Origin of the sequence: Microcoleus sp. B7-D4, assembly GCF_036705125.1 — a bacterium.
GTDB lineage: Bacteria > Cyanobacteriota > Cyanobacteriia > Cyanobacteriales > Microcoleaceae > Microcoleus.
The window spans coordinates 53,287-67,890 of record NZ_JAUBTT010000040.1 but is presented as its reverse complement, the minus strand read 5'-3'; the positions used below and the strand labels follow the sequence as shown (position 1 = coordinate 67,890).

Genomic DNA, 14,604 nt, shown 5'->3' with positions numbered 1-14,604 from the left:
GGGCATGGGGCATGGGGCATGGGGCATGGGGCATGGGGCATGGGGCATGGGGCATGGGGCATGGGGCATGGGGCATTGGTAACAACTCACAAATAACCAACTGTCAACTGCCCACTGTCAACTGCCCACTGTCAACTGCCAACTGCCAACTGCCCACTGCCCACTTCCTAATGAGTCCGTTTTTGCTCGCCCCGGCCGCGCAAATATTCCGCTAAAAATGCCAATCCTCCCGAACCTACTATCAACAGCACGCTGAGAGCATTAATATCAGGTTTTACCCCAGTCCGAATCCGGCTAAAAATTTCCATCGGCAGAGTTGTAGTCCCGCTACCTGCGGTAAAACTCGCAATCAAAAAATCGTCCATGCTGAGGACAAAAGACAGCAGACAACCCGAAACAATTCCGGGTATTAATTGAGGGAGCAAAACCTGAATAAAAGCTTCAACAGGCGTTGCACCTAAATCCAAGGCAGCCTCTTCTAAATACGGGTTTAAATCTGCCAATCTAGTAGAAACAGCTAGAGCGATGTAAGCCAGACAAAACACAACGTGAGCGGCGACAATTGTCCACAAACTCAAAGGAATAGCCAGCGCCGCTAAAAATACCAGAGTAGCAACTGCGGTCGCAATATCTGGAATAATAATCGGCAAGTAGGAAACTCCCTGATATAAATTCTTGCCAGGAAAGCGGTAGCGGGCTAAACCAACGGCCATCAAAGTGCCGAGTACAGCCGAGATTGCAACTGCACACACAGCCACTGTTAAACTGTTTCTCAGGGCAACTAAAATCCGCGTATCGCTAAATAATTTAACGTACCAATCTAAAGTAAATCCTTCCCAGCCGGCGCTAAAACGCGATTTGTTAAAGCTGTAAAAGGTGAGTACCAGGATGGGTAGGTACATATAAAAAAACATCACAACGGCAAATATCACCTGCCAAGAAATCTTAAATTTAGGTTTTAAGTACATATCGGGTTGTATTTCCTCCTGTGGATTTTCGGGGGTATTTTCCATTTCTCGGTAATCGGTAATTGGTAATTTGTAAGAGATTAGGATTGTTTTCTTCCTTCTTCCTTCTTCCTTCTTCCTTCTTCCTTCTTCCTTCTTCCTTCTTCCTTCTTACTTCAACATCCTAAATTGTATTACGATCGCCATATTTGAGCAAAAGGGCAATTCCGATACTCACTGCAAAGATTAATACCATACTCAGAGCCGAACCCAGACCCCAATTTTGAGTCGCACCCAAAAACTGATTGTAAATCAAACGAGCCGCCGTCATGCTCGAAGCTCCACCGAGCAACTCTGGATCGACAAAATCGCCCAAACTGCTAATAAATACTAGCAAAGAACCCGCAGCAATTCCCGGCATCGTCTGAGGTACTGTCACTTTCCAGAAAGTTTCCACTGGATTCGCGCCCAAATCCTGAGATGCTTCTAGCAACCTGCGGTCTAACTTTTCCAAAGAAGCGTAGAGAATTGTCACAATATAAGGTAAATAGCTGTAAGCCATGCCGATTAAAACTGCGGAACTTTGATTAAGCAATTCTAGAGGAGGAATGCCTACAAGTGCCAGCAGCGAGTTGAGAACGCCCGTAGGACGCAGAATTGTAATCCAAGCATACGATCGCAACAGCGAAGAAGTCCACAGCGGCAACACAAAGCCTAACAAAGTTAAATTCCGCCACTTTTTCGACACATTGAGGGCGATCCAGTAAGCCACAGGAAATCCCAGCAGCAAACACAGAATAGTAGTCCCCGTTGCGAAAAAGAGCGATCGACCAATCACCTGCAAATTCAGCGGCTCAAACACTCGCAGGTAATTGCCGATTCCCGAAGGATTCACCAAATCTCCAGGTTTAATATTCGGCACCAAACTAAGCTGAAAAATCACCAAAGTTGGTATGACTAATAATAAAAGCAGCAACAAGCCAGAAGGGCCTAGCAATGCCAGTGGCCCAGCCCACGCCGACCACGGGGAAACAGTTTCAGCCTTCAAAGAAGAATTGGGAGGAATAGGAGGGGGAGTTCTAGTTGAAACAGCCATAAATAAATAGTGTTGAGTTTTGAGTTTTGATTTGTAGGGGCGGGTTTCACCAACAACAATCTATGCGTAAAATAAACAATCTTCTAAACCCGCCCCCACCCCACGGTAAATCGAAATGTAATGTAGGGGCGGGTTTCACCAACAATCTATGCCTAAAATAAACAATCTCATAAACCCGCCCCCACCCCACGGTAAATCGAAATCCACATGAAATTTATGGCAAAAATAAGATTAGCCGCTGGTTAATTTAGTCCAATAGCGATCGTACACGTCTATAAATTTTCCTACCGGAGCAACACCTTCGCAATTTTTCAAAGTTGCCTCCGAAGGGAAAAGAATTTCATTTTCGCGGACTTCCGGCGTCAGCAAACTAAAAGCATCTTCAGAAGGAGTTGAGAAACTGAGCCGTTCTACTAAAGAAGCAGCGACATCCGCTTGCAGCATAAAGTTAATCCACTTATAAGCTGCTTCGGGATTGGGAGCACCTTTAGGAATTACTAAAGTGTCAGTCCACAGAGAAGAACCGCTTTTTGGCACAACATAGCGCAATTTGTCATTATCTGGGATTACCTCATTAGCATCAGAAGAATAACACATAGCTACCTTCAAATCCCCCGTCAGCATTTGCGGCCGCCAAGCATCAGTGGTAAAAGATGCGATCGCCGGTTTGAGTTCCACCAACTTTTCGTAAGCTTGTTTCACTTGCTCTTGGTTCGTAGAATTGAGAGAATAGCCCAACATCCGCAACGCAGCGCCCATCACTTCTCGAACATCATTTGCCAGCGTCATTCGCCTTGCTAACTCCTGTTTGTGCTGCCACAAATACTCCCAATCTTCAGGAGCTTCTTTGAGCTGTTCGCTGTTGTAAATTAAGCCTGTGGTTCCCCAACTCAAAGGGACGCTGTAGCGGTTTCCTGGGTCATAAACAGGGTTTTGGAACTGTTTTTTTAGTCGATCGAGTCCGCCCAAAATCGAGTGGTCTAATTGGCTCAACAGCCCCAGTTCCGTCATCTGAATCACCATGTAGTCAGACGGGTAAATGATGCTGTAGGCGCGGCCACCGCCAGCTTGAACCCTAGCCAGCATCGCCTCATTGGAGTCAAATACGTCTGCAACCACGCGAATGCCTGTTTTTTCGGCAAAGCGATCGAGCAAAGCGTTATCGGTATAGCCTGCCCAAGTATAGATGAAAAGTTGGTCGGCATCACCTTTGACGGGAGGAGCAGATTGTACGTCTGCAAGTCGCCAGCCGCAACTCGAAACAGCTAACCCGGAAATTGTCGCCGCCGAATTTTTTAGGAACTGACGGCGTGTAGAATTAGCCGGGAAAATCCTGGAAATTGGTAAGTTAGTCGGAGGCACAGTTCGATTTTAGATTTTAGATTTTAGATTTTAGATTTGGAGATTGAAGATTGAAGATTAGGGAATTGGTAATTGGGAATTGGGAATTGTCCTATGTTATTTGTTAGGAGAACCCACCACCAACAAATAACCAATGACTAATGACTAATGACTAATGACTAATACCAACTACCAACTGCCAACTGATTAATTCCGATCGGTCAAAGCCAGACAATCAGTAGTTCCCCAGTAAGCGTAAATCGGCGTGTGCGGATCTGGGAAAGAGCCGCCGGTATTTGGCTGGCGCACAGTAATTTTATCGCCCGACGACAACTCAACCACGTAATGAACGTGCGTGCCCATGTACATAGTATTTTTGAGCCGCCCTTCAAAACAGTTGACCGACACTTCCGGCTGGTAGAGATTCAAATATACTTTTTCCGGCCGGACGCTGACCACAACAGAGTCGCCTGTGACACCACTCCACATATCCGACTGCTGAACGATAATTTTCAGATTGGCTGATGTGCGAACTGTGATAGTCGATCGGTCTATCGATTCTACCGTACCCGCAAACAAATTCGTATCGCCAATAAAATCCGCCACAAAAGCCGTCTGGGGACACTCATAAATTTCTTCAGGAGAGCCAATTTGCTCAATCCTGCCCTCGTGCATCACCGCAATCCGGTCAGACAGACTCATCGCCTCTTCTTGGTCGTGAGTCACCATCACAAAAGTCAAACCCAATTCTTGATGTAAATTCGACAGTTCCAACTGCATCTGCTTCCGCAACTTCAAATCCAGAGCACCCAGGGGCTCATCTAGCAGCAAAACCGCCGGTCGATTTACCAGAGCTCTCGCCAAAGCCACCCGCTGCTGCTGGCCGCCCGACATTTGACCGGGAAACCTGTTGGCGAAAGATTCCATTTTCACCAATTGCAAAACTTCCCGTACCCGTTCTTCAATTTCTGCTTTCCCCAGCTTTTTGATCCGCAATCCAAAAGCGATATTGTCCCAGACATTCATGTGTCCGAACAAAGCATAGCTTTGAAACACAGTATTTACCGGACGGCGGTAAGCTGGAGTGTTGGTCATCGACTGGCCGCGAATCATCAATTCGCCCGCCGAGGGAGTCTCGAACCCAGCGATTAAGCGCAGCGTCGTAGTCTTGCCGCAGCCGCTAGGCCCGAGGATGCTAAAAAATTCTCCTTGGCGGATGTTGAGGTCAACTCCACGGACTGCGGTTTCGCCGTTAAATACCTTAAAGACCTTGCGGAGTTCAACGTCAAGCGCTGTATCCGTTGCTGTCGTACCTTGGTTGAGTGCTGTCTGAAACATATTCGCCCTTTCCTGGGGGTAATGCACGCTACTTAAATACAGTTTAAGTTTAGACTTTTCTGTATTTTAGGTGAGGAATGTTGGATGTAACAGGTTTTGGGATTTGTTCTTTAAATTCTATCCCAGAGCGCACCATTGTCAGCAACAGGCGTCAGCAACAGGCTTTTCGGCCTGTTCCACAAAAAAATTTACTCTTTGTGGAACAGGCCGAAAAGCCTGTTCATAAAAGCCTTATTGAGAAGGGTGCAACATCTCAGAGCGATGGGTCATCTATCTATTTATTCTCAGGACTTGGCGTGGGAGAGGGTTTTTGCGGTTTGTCTGTTTTGGGTGCTTCTGCTTTTTTCCACTCTGACAAAGGTCGCTGGACGGCATTTTTAAAGTCAAAAGGCACTAGCAGCACGGGCAAATTTTGGGCGGAATTTTGAGGGGGCGCTTCCGGCGGATTGGCTTGAGCGTACAAGAAGCGGCCGCTAAAGTCTGTTTTGCCTAAAACTAGGCGGTGAGTTTCCTGGTTGTCCAGCTTTACTGTGACTGTAGCTTGGGGTTGGTCGAGACCGAATTCCGGCAGTTGAGCTGCAGTAATATTAATCGTGCGATCGCTCTTTCCTGTTGCCAGCCTGTCTAGCAAAAAATCCACCGATGCCTGACTTGCGTGTGCTTGCACGGGCAATTTCATTTCCCAACTAGACTTGCCTCCTTTTGTAGCATAAACTCGCTCAAAAGTCAATATTTTTTCGGGAGTTTTGACTGTAAAGAATTGTACGCGATCGGAGTTAAAAGCAAAAATTTTCTGTTTTTCTTCCTTAGCGGCTTCCTCTTTCGGAGACACTTGCATCTCGAACAAAGCAACCAACCCAGTCATGCTAAGCGCGACGGCTATCAATACTAATGTATTTTTCTGCAATTTCATAATAACTGAGAATTGGGCATTGGGAATTGGGCATTGGGAATTGGGCATTGGGAATTGGGCATTGGGAATTGGGGAGTTTGTTATTAATAACAACTGACAACTGTCAACTGTCAACTGACAACTGTCAACTGACAACTGACAACTGACAACAGTCAACTGACAACTGACAACAGTCAACTGTCAACTGTCAACTGTCAACTAACTTATCTTCTCTTCCACCAGATAGCGCCGCCAATTCCCAGTCCGAGTAAAGGCCAAATTAGCCAAGCTAAAACCAGCAATCCTACTTGGATGGCCGTCATGTTAATACGGCGGTTGGTAGCTTTTTTCGGACTGATAGAAAAGCTTTGCTGGTCTGGTTTACTCAACCAACTGACTGAATTGAGAAACACGTCGCTATTGAGTTGTTGGTCAAACCAACCGTTAGTCACAAATTGAGATGTGCCAATTACTACCATTCGCGATGTTTTTCTAGGAGTTGAAGGCGCAGAAGGAGTTGCCGTTGGGCTGGGAGATGCTGTGGGAGAGGTTGTGGGTGTTGGCGAACTTTCTGGAGATGCTGTGGGAGATGCTGTGGGAGATGCTGTGGGTGTTGGCGAAGTCGTGGGTAATGCTGGCGGCGTAGCTTCTTGCGAGACAATCACCGAATAGCTGATTGGGGAAGCTGTTGGTGAAGTTGTCGGCGACGGTGATGTTGTCGGTGATGGTGAATCTGTCGGTGATGGCGAAGTTGTCGGTGATGGTGAAGTTGTCGGTGATGGGGAAGTTGTCGGCGATGGCGAAGTTGTCGGTGATGGTGAAGTTGTCGGTGAGGGTGAAGTTGTTGGCGATGGTGAATCTGTCGGTGAGGGTGAAGTTGTTGGCGATGGTGAATCTGTCGGTGAGGGTGAAGTTGTTGGCGATGGTGAATCTATCGGCGATGGTGAATCTATCGGTGATGGCGATGTTGTCGGCGATGGGGAAGTTGTCGGCGATGCTTGGGGTGAAGGCGAGGGCGAAGTTGGTGTTGGTGAAGGGGAGGGCTTTAAGGGAGTGCTGTCAGTGGACGATCGAACTAAAGCTACACCTAATAATAGCGGTCCTTGTCGATCGGTCTTTTGATCAAACTCCAATTTCTTAGTCGTCAAATCGCTTTCGGCCCAACTTTCCTGACTCGTCCAAATCAGCGGTTTTTCCTCTATCCCTTCTACTGGCGAGGTTTCCAAAGCACGCGCAAACGGATAAAATGAAATACCGTTGCCAAAACTTTGAGTAATCGGATGTTCGCCGTAGCGCCTGACTGTAGGAACCGTGGGGCCCAGGCCAAATCTTTGACCAGTGCCCGAAGCATCGATGGCCAAACGGCTGTCTAGTTTGACGCCCCATTCTTGCAGCAATTTGTCCAATCCCGTATCAATTGCCGGGTCTACCATTAACAATAAACTGCCGCCGCGATCGAGATAAGCTTTTAGTGCTTTAATTTCTGTATCGGAAAACGGTTTGTCCGGCCCGGGAACGATTAAAGCATCTGCATCTTCTGGCACTTCTTTGCGTTCGGTCAAATTCAGCGTTTGGGCGTTGTAGTATTTATCTTTCAAAGCTTTTTCAGCTTGCTGAATTCCGCCTTGACCTTCCTGTAGCGGGCGGGCTCCTTTGCCTTGCAAAAAGTAAACTGTAGCAACGCGAGTGCTCAGGATTTCTTCTAAGCCATTGGTAAGTTTTATCTCTGAAAGACCTTGATTTGGGTCGCTACCAAAAGCAGTGCCACCTTTTTGCAGAACTTGTTTTTTGTCCCCGGATTGCAGGTAAACTTCTCCGATGCTGGTAATGCTAAATTCCCGCGCTTTTCCCGGTTGCGTCTGCGGGTCAACAAACTCGAATTGGAACTTTTCGCCTCCCTCGCGTTTGTAGCTTTGCAGCAATTCTTTAATTTGGGGGTTTTGGATGGGGTCAAATACCCAAACTTTGACTGTTTGTTGCAGGTTTCGCAGTATTTGTTGAGTCTGCGGGGCAAGGGTAAATTGTTGGCTTTCGGTTAAGTCGATGCGGACGGGATAGCGAACGGCTATGAAGTTAATTACTCCGAGAATCACAAAGACGGCGAGGGTAGCAATCAGGGCGTTGGTGCTGGCTTGAGTGGAACGCCGCCCCCAAAAGCTTTGTTCGTAACTCAAATATAGCAGCCAAAGTGCGATCGTCACTGCTCCGGCAATAACTAAACCGACTGTCAATGGTTCCCATACTCCGGATACAAGTGCTGCTGTTACCCCCGCTGCGATGAGGAGGGGGCCCAGCAAAAAAACGTATTTCCAATTTGTTTTGCTAATTTTCATAACGTAAATATTGAGGGAAAAATTTCCGGGTCGAGGATGTTATTCTATATGGCATTAGCCTGCAACCATGCTGTTAAATCTGACGGCTTGTTGAAATCGATCACGGCATCTCCTAGTTCTTCTAATTGCTCTACGCCTAATTGACGGATGCTGTTTTCAGTTTCCGGTTGTATTGTGCCTAAGCGCTTCACTAGCTGACGCAATATTAACGAGAGTTGAGCGGTTTTTGTAACCTGTTCTCTTGCTACATCTATGGCAATCTGCTGGTCTTGAATCCACAGTTCTTGCTTCTGCAATTCATTTAATTCTTCCTGATTGAAATTTTCCTCGCTGGCAATTTTAAAAGCTTTCTGAATTTCGGGAACTGCACTGAGTGTTTCTGGTACTGTCTCCAGAGTGCTGGCTTTTTCGAGAAAGTAAATCCATTGCTCTGCTGTTGTTGCTAATTCTGCTAATTCCTTGGTAAATTTTGGCAGTTCGATAAATACTAATTCTATTGCAGTATCTGGACACTCAAACTGTTGCTCTTTTTCTTGAAAAACAAACCGTGACAAAAATTCTGGCTGATTTTCAAACATTTCAAAGTCGGCAATTTTCAAGGAAATTACTGTTTTTAGTCTTTCGTAGCGTTCTTTTCCTGTTAATTGCTGGCTGTAGCTTTTGGCAGCGTTGTACAAAACTCTGTTCCCAAAGGAAGGCACGTTGATCAGTTGAATTTCAACTAGGGCGATTCTGCCGCCGTTAATTGTGGCTTTGACATCTAGGTGGGTGTCTTGGGTTGGGAGAGTTTGAGGTTCTGGTTGGGAGTCGATTATTTCTAAGTCTTCGATAATCGGCTGTGCTTCATAAAGGATGGCGTTTAAAAAATTAATCAGGATGTCTTTGCTGTCGCTGGAACCGAATATTTTTTTGAACGCAAAGTCGATTTTGGGATTGATAAATCTCATTATTTCAAGAAATTAGTGGAATAACTAACATTAATTGGGGATGGGGAATGGGGAATGGGGCATTGGGCAAACAGGGCATTGGGCATTGGTGGTGTGTCCTTTAATGTGCAATTCTCCAAATCTCCTACTTTCCCCATCTTTCCTCTTTATTCCCCGAAGCCTTCCCTGATGTTTTTAAGAACGCTGATATCGCAAGGCATCGATAGATTGGGCGGTCAGAAATACTCCTAAAATGATGTAACTGGCAAACATAATTAAACTGCTGGTATCGAAAACTCCCTTGACAAGATTGGTATAATTTGTTAGGAGCGACAAATGTCCTAATGCTGTTCCGAAGGCGCCACCGATAGCGACGGCGGCTGCATCGATCACCCAGAGAAATAATACTAGAGCGAAGGTGAGGATGGCTGATAAAATTGTGCTGTCGGTGAGGGAGGAAATAAACATTCCGAGGGATAATACTCCTGCTGCTAGTAAGATTAAGCCGGCGTGGCCTAGCAGAAGAACTCCGGGGAGTACGGGTGGGGTTGAGGAACTGAGGACGATCGCCTCGCAGAACAGCAGGGGCAGCAACATTGTGGTATAAAATGTTAAAACTCCCAGGAGTTTGCCGGTAGCAACTGCCCAGTTTGTTAAGGGCGATGTGGCTAATAGTTCTAAGGTGCCCCGTTTGCGTTCTTCTGCGTAAAGTCCCATTGAGAGTGCAGGTAGTACGAACAAGGAAAGGGAACCCATTATTCGCAGAAAGAGTTGCAGGAATTCGTAAGCAACGTCGATGGGAGGTTCGGTAATTCCCATTTGGTCTCGCTGGCCGATTTGGGGAATTAACCCGTCGGGGGCTAGGAGGATGGCTATTAAAAAGTAGCCGGTGATTAGCCAAAAGACTGCTGCGATGGCATAGGCTAATGGCGATGCAAAATAGCTTTGTAGTTCTTTGCGGTAAATTGCGACAATATTACTAATCATTACTAACATTTAGGAATTGGGAATGGGTAATTGGGCATTGGTAAGTGGTTCATTCTGAGTCCCCTGCAGGTGGTGTTTGGCTGTCGTCGCTATCCTGTTTTTTTCTTTCTATTTGTCGCTTTTTGGTCATAGGCGACTGTTCGGGCCGAGAATCGCTACTCGGTTGTGGCTTTTTTTTAATTGGCCGATTTTTTACAACAGGTTGGGATTCTGGTTGAGAACGTTCGATCGACTTTGGCGCATCTAAAATCGGTTCGGGTTCTGGCTGAGAAAGTTCGATCGACTCTACTGTTTCTACAATAAGTAGATTTTCGACAATCGGTTCTGGTTGAGAAGGTTGGCTCGACTCTACTGTTTCTACAATAAGTAGATTTTCGACAATCGGTTCTGGTGGAGAATACTCGATCGACTTTGGCGCATCTAAAATCGGTTCGGGTTCGGGTTGAGAAGGTTGGCTCGACTCTACTGTTTCTACAATAAGTAGATTTTCGACAATCGGTTCTGGTGGAGAATGCTCGATCGACTTTGGCGCATCTAAAATCGGTTCGGGTGCTGGCTGAGAAAGTTCGATCGACTCTACTGTTTCTACAATAAGTAGATTTTCGACAATCGGTTCTGGTGGAGAATGCTCGATCGACTCTACTGTTTCTACAATCAGTAGATTTTCGACAACCGGTTCTGGTGGAGAATACTCGATCGACTTTGGCGCATCTAAAATCGGTTCGGGTTCGGGCTGAGAAAGTTCGATCGACTCTACTGTTTCTACAATAAGTAGATTTTCGACAATCGGTTCTGGTGGAGAATGCTCGATCGACTCTACTGTTTCTATAATGAGCTGATTTTCGACAATCGGTTCTGGTTGAGGATGTTCTAGCGACTCTATTGTTTCGACAATCAGCAGATTTTCGACAATCGGTTCTGGTTGAGAATGCTCGATCGACTGTATTGTTTCTAGAATGAGTAGATTTTCGACAACCGGTTCTGGTTGAGGATGTTCGATCGACTCTTGCCTTTCTACAGTTTCCAGAAAATCTGCCACTGGTTGCATTTCAGATTCTAAATCGCTTATTTCCTCCGGTGTTTCTGTAATTGGTTCGGATTCGGGTTGAGAATAGTCGATCGACTCTTGCCTTTGGACAATCGGTTCTGGTTCATTATGCTCGATCGACTCTACTGTTTGTGAAACTTCTAGATTTTCGACAATCGCTTCTGGTTGATGATGTTCGATCGACTCTGGTGTTTCGACAACTGGTTCTGGTTCTGGTTGAGAATGCTCGATCGACTCTGGTGTTTCTGGAATGAGCAGATTTTCGACTATCGGTTCTGGTTGAGGATGCTCGATCGACTCTACTGTTTCGACAACTGGTTCGGATTCTGGTTGATGATGCTCGATCGACTCTAAGGTTTCTGAAACTTCTAGATTTTCGACAATCGGTTCTGGTTCATGATGCTCGCTCGACTCTTGCCTTTCGACAACTGGTTCTGATTCTGGTTGAGAATAGTCGAGCGACTCTACGGTTTCTGAAACTTCTACATTTTCGACAATCGGTTCTGGTGGAGAAGGTTCTATCGGGAGTCTCTCACTTTTATAAAAAACATTTTTTACAAAAGTGAGCATCCTGCTTGCTTGTTTAGATATCTGTAGCGAGTAAGATCCTCGGGTTCCTGTGACACCCAAACTGAGATGCTTCGCTTCACTCAAATCTACGGTTTCTGCAACTGGTTCTGATTCTGGTTGAGGATGTTCAATCAACTCTGCGGTTTCTGCAACTGGTTCTAATTCGGGTTGAGGATGTTCACTCAAATCTACGGTTTCTGCAACTGGTTCTAATTCGGGTTGAGGATGTTCACTCAAATCTACGGTTTCTGCAACTGATTCTAATTCTGGTGGAGAAAGTTCTATCGGCTCTACGGTTTCTGCAACCGGTTCCGATGCTGAATGAGAATCATCAAGCAACTCTTCAGTTTCTGCAACTGGTTCCGATGCTGAATGAGAATCATAGAGAGACTCTGGTTTATTTGAAACGGGCAGATTGTCCGGGATGATCGTCGGTTGTGATTCCGATTGATGAGAATCGGCGATCGAGTCTTGAATTTCTGCCGCTTCTTGCAGATTTCGATCGACCTCCGGTTCGCTGTGAACCAGATTTTCTTCGGGTTTCTTTTCAGCCGCTGTCAGCCTTAAAAAGACATCTTCGAGAGTAGCGCGAGACCGGCGCATTTCGCACAGTCCAAATCCAGAGGCGACGATAGCTGTAGCAATTTCTCGTCCGGGTTCTCTTTCCGGTTCGCACAAGGCCCGCAGGCGGTAGCGATTCACTAAAAATTGCTGGCTTGGAATCAATTCGATCGATCGAACTCCCGGCAATGTTTCCAAAGAAGGCAACAGCAGACTGTTTACCAAATCCCCCTCGCCTTCAACTTCGAGTTCGTAACCCTCTCCGACAGCCAACTCTCCCATCAAATTTTCGGGAGTACCCGCAGCGACGATTTTACCGCGATTGATGATGGTGACGCGGTTGCAAGTCATGCTGACTTCCGGCAGAATGTGCGTGGAAAGGATGATTGTGTGCTGGCCGCCAAGACTTTTGATTAAATTGCGGACTTCGATGATTTGTCGGGGGTCGAGGCCGACGGTTGGTTCGTCTAAGATAATGACCGGTGGATCGTGGACGATCGCCTGTGCGATACCGACGCGCTGCCGAAATCCTTTAGAAAGCTTGCGGATTAAAACTTTGCGTTTATCAACCAGTCCGCAGCGTTCGATCGCGGAGGTAACTCGTCGCGCGCGATCGCCCGCAGGTACTTGCTTAATCCTGGCGACAAAAAACAGAAACCCTTCCACACTCATTTCTGGATACAGTGGCGGGTTTTCCGGCAGATAACCGATGCGCTGTCTGACTCCCATCGAGTTTTCGTGAACATCGAGGCCGGCGATACGGGCCGTACCGCTGGATGCCGGCAAATATCCCGACAAAATCCGCATGGTTGTGGTTTTACCAGCGCCGTTTGGCCCCAAAAAACCGAGAATTTCTCCTGATTCGACCGAGAAGGACACGTCCGCGATCGCTGCGGTCGAACCGTAAGTTTTGCTTAAGTGTTCTACTTCAATCATTTGTCAGAAGTGACGCGATTTTAGGTTTGAGATTTTAGATTTACTTTGCCAACCACAGGCGGGACGCCTGTTCCACGAAGTGGAGAGTCCCCCCAGCACAGCGGGTCGATCGAATTTATGGCTCAAATGCTAATTTGATTTTGTTTCCCAGTGTAGTCTGGCAAGAACCAAATCTATCATAAGTGTCGATCGGACTTTGAAGCAAAATGCTAGGTAGTAGGGTGCCAAGCCCGGAAATGAGTAGCCGATGTACATCGAATCGCTACCAACCGACGCACCCTACCAGTAGAGTCCGTGCCTACCCGAACCCTCAACTAGCTGCCTTCGATGTTGTTAGGCGCTGTTTCTAGGTTGATATCGGCATTAAAAACAATCACAAATTGAGCCTTGGGGATTAACTGCCGGACGATCCGCAGATAGCCGTCAGCATCGGAATGCCTGAAAAAGTGGGCCACAGTGATTCGCTGCATATTGGGAAGCAGGCGAACAACCAACCACCTGTTAAGGCGCTGTTTGTAGGGCATAATTAAGTTTGTCTCCATTCAGTGTTGGAGCAAAAGCCAGTTCAATGCTTGTCTAGGGCGCGGACTGGCTTTTGACCTTTGTTAGACTTTGTGTCTATATCTAGGTTATGACACGAACTACATATAGTCAACTGAATAAATAGAATAAACTGAACTAAGTACGGGATAGATAATGACGCTGGGGCAAAAGCTAAGAGAAAGACGTGAAAGTCTAGGTTTGACTAGAATACAAGTGGCAAGAGCGTGTAATGTGGTGGAATCCACAGTTATCAACTGGGAAACCGACAGACACGTCCCCAAGCTATACCCAGCACAGATGAAAGCCCTGTGCGACTTATTGAAATTCTCGATCGAAGATTTAGTCGTGTAGCTTCGGGAGTTAAAATAAAGTAGGTTGGACAATCGCGCTTTTTTGCAGAGAGGGCGATCGCTTTCTATTTAGATTACTGCTGAAATTGAGCCAGCAACCAAGCCCCTACCTGTGCTTGATCTTCAGTGCGACTCCGCCGCAAAGCCTCTTCCAACACAGCAATAGTTAATCCCGGCAAAACTTCCGATCGCACAAGCCGCCGACTGCCATTATCAGCAATAATAGCAAAGGCAATAATTTGAGATTTCTGCACGTCTACTACCCAATATTCAGCGACTTTTAACTCTTCGTAAAGCAACCGTTTTTCACCAATATCATCAGCCAAAGTTGAGTCCGCAACCTCTATCACTAAATCTGGCGGTGGGGTAACATCAAGACTTGCGATCGAACTTCCCCTCGGTGCTAATTGCGCTCTTTCTCCAATATAATATGATACATCCGGTTGACACTCTCGCACTCCAGTTTTCCGGTAGCTACAGTTATCCAATCCGTTAAGAGAAATACCTTTGATAGTACAAAATAGATTAATTGCGAAAAGTGCGATCGCATTATCTCGTGAATGATCAGGCCCTACTGACATAGTTTCAATCCTCATTTGTCCGTTGCGGTAATAGCATTTTGCTTTACTGTAAGCTGGGTCATCTGCCATCGCGATGAACTCTTCCCAGGTTGCTACCACCCAGATATCAGTTGGCAATTTAGTCTTTAGTCCACTCATTTTTTTATCCCAAATAT

The 14,604-nt window shown here is 46.4% G+C and carries 11 protein-coding genes and 1 pseudogene; 1 reads left to right on the top strand and 11 read right to left on the bottom strand.

Translation table 11 applies throughout. The features are described from left to right. Positions 1-167: 167 nt before the first annotated feature. The 10 genes and pseudogenes from QUB12_RS17555 to QUB12_RS17510 form a co-directional block, all read right to left on the bottom strand. The gene (locus QUB12_RS17555; protein WP_333307794.1) at positions 168-1,013 is read right to left on the bottom strand and encodes an ABC transporter permease; all 846 of its coding nucleotides are present in this window, start codon (positions 1,011-1,013) and stop codon (positions 168-170) included. Between the two features lie 118 nt (positions 1,014-1,131). Next, entirely contained in the window at positions 1,132-2,043 is a 912-nt protein-coding gene (locus QUB12_RS17550) for an ABC transporter permease (protein WP_333142560.1), read from the bottom strand. A gap of 231 nt (positions 2,044-2,274) precedes the next feature. After that, on the bottom strand, positions 2,275-3,405 hold the full coding sequence (locus tag QUB12_RS17545) for a spermidine/putrescine ABC transporter substrate-binding protein (RefSeq protein ID WP_333142561.1): 1,131 nt from the start codon (positions 3,403-3,405) through the stop codon (positions 2,275-2,277). 186 nt (positions 3,406-3,591) lie between these two features. Beyond that, complete coding sequence (locus QUB12_RS17540) at positions 3,592-4,722, bottom strand: ABC transporter ATP-binding protein (RefSeq protein WP_333142562.1); 1,131 nt, start codon at positions 4,720-4,722, stop codon at positions 3,592-3,594. 274 nt (positions 4,723-4,996) lie between these two features. Then, positions 4,997-5,812, bottom strand: a complete 816-nt coding sequence (locus QUB12_RS17535; RefSeq protein ID WP_333307791.1) for a DUF4340 domain-containing protein — start codon at positions 5,810-5,812, stop codon at positions 4,997-4,999. 26 nt (positions 5,813-5,838) lie between these two features. After that, the gene (locus QUB12_RS17530; RefSeq protein WP_333142564.1) at positions 5,839-7,947 is read right to left on the bottom strand and encodes a Gldg family protein; all 2,109 of its coding nucleotides are present in this window, start codon (positions 7,945-7,947) and stop codon (positions 5,839-5,841) included. Positions 7,948-7,991: 44 nt separating this feature from the next. After that, positions 7,992-8,894: an Rpn family recombination-promoting nuclease/putative transposase gene (locus tag QUB12_RS17525; RefSeq protein ID WP_333142565.1), complete on the bottom strand. Its 903-nt coding sequence runs from the start codon at positions 8,892-8,894 to the stop codon at positions 7,992-7,994. Positions 8,895-9,068: 174 nt separating this feature from the next. Continuing rightward, positions 9,069-9,869, bottom strand: a complete 801-nt coding sequence (locus tag QUB12_RS17520; protein ID WP_333142566.1) for an ABC transporter permease — start codon at positions 9,867-9,869, stop codon at positions 9,069-9,071. A 2,071-nt stretch (positions 9,870-11,940) separates the two neighbouring features. After that, positions 11,941-12,975, bottom strand: a pseudogene (locus tag QUB12_RS17515) (ABC transporter ATP-binding protein); the annotation flags it as partial. A gap of 314 nt (positions 12,976-13,289) precedes the next feature. Continuing rightward, a complete protein-coding gene (locus QUB12_RS17510; RefSeq protein ID WP_332999805.1) occupies positions 13,290-13,499 on the bottom strand; it encodes a hypothetical protein in 210 nt (69 codons plus the stop codon). Between the two features lie 172 nt (positions 13,500-13,671). On the opposite strand from QUB12_RS17510, the gene QUB12_RS17505 reads away from it, so the two are divergent. Then, positions 13,672-13,869, top strand: coding sequence for a helix-turn-helix transcriptional regulator (locus tag QUB12_RS17505; RefSeq protein WP_332970604.1), 198 nt, complete (start codon positions 13,672-13,674; stop codon positions 13,867-13,869). A 73-nt stretch (positions 13,870-13,942) separates the two neighbouring features. On the opposite strand, the gene QUB12_RS17500 is transcribed toward QUB12_RS17505, so the two are convergent. Continuing rightward, complete coding sequence (locus tag QUB12_RS17500; protein ID WP_333052734.1) at positions 13,943-14,587, bottom strand: Uma2 family endonuclease; 645 nt, start codon at positions 14,585-14,587, stop codon at positions 13,943-13,945. Positions 14,588-14,604: the final 17 nt, after the last annotated feature.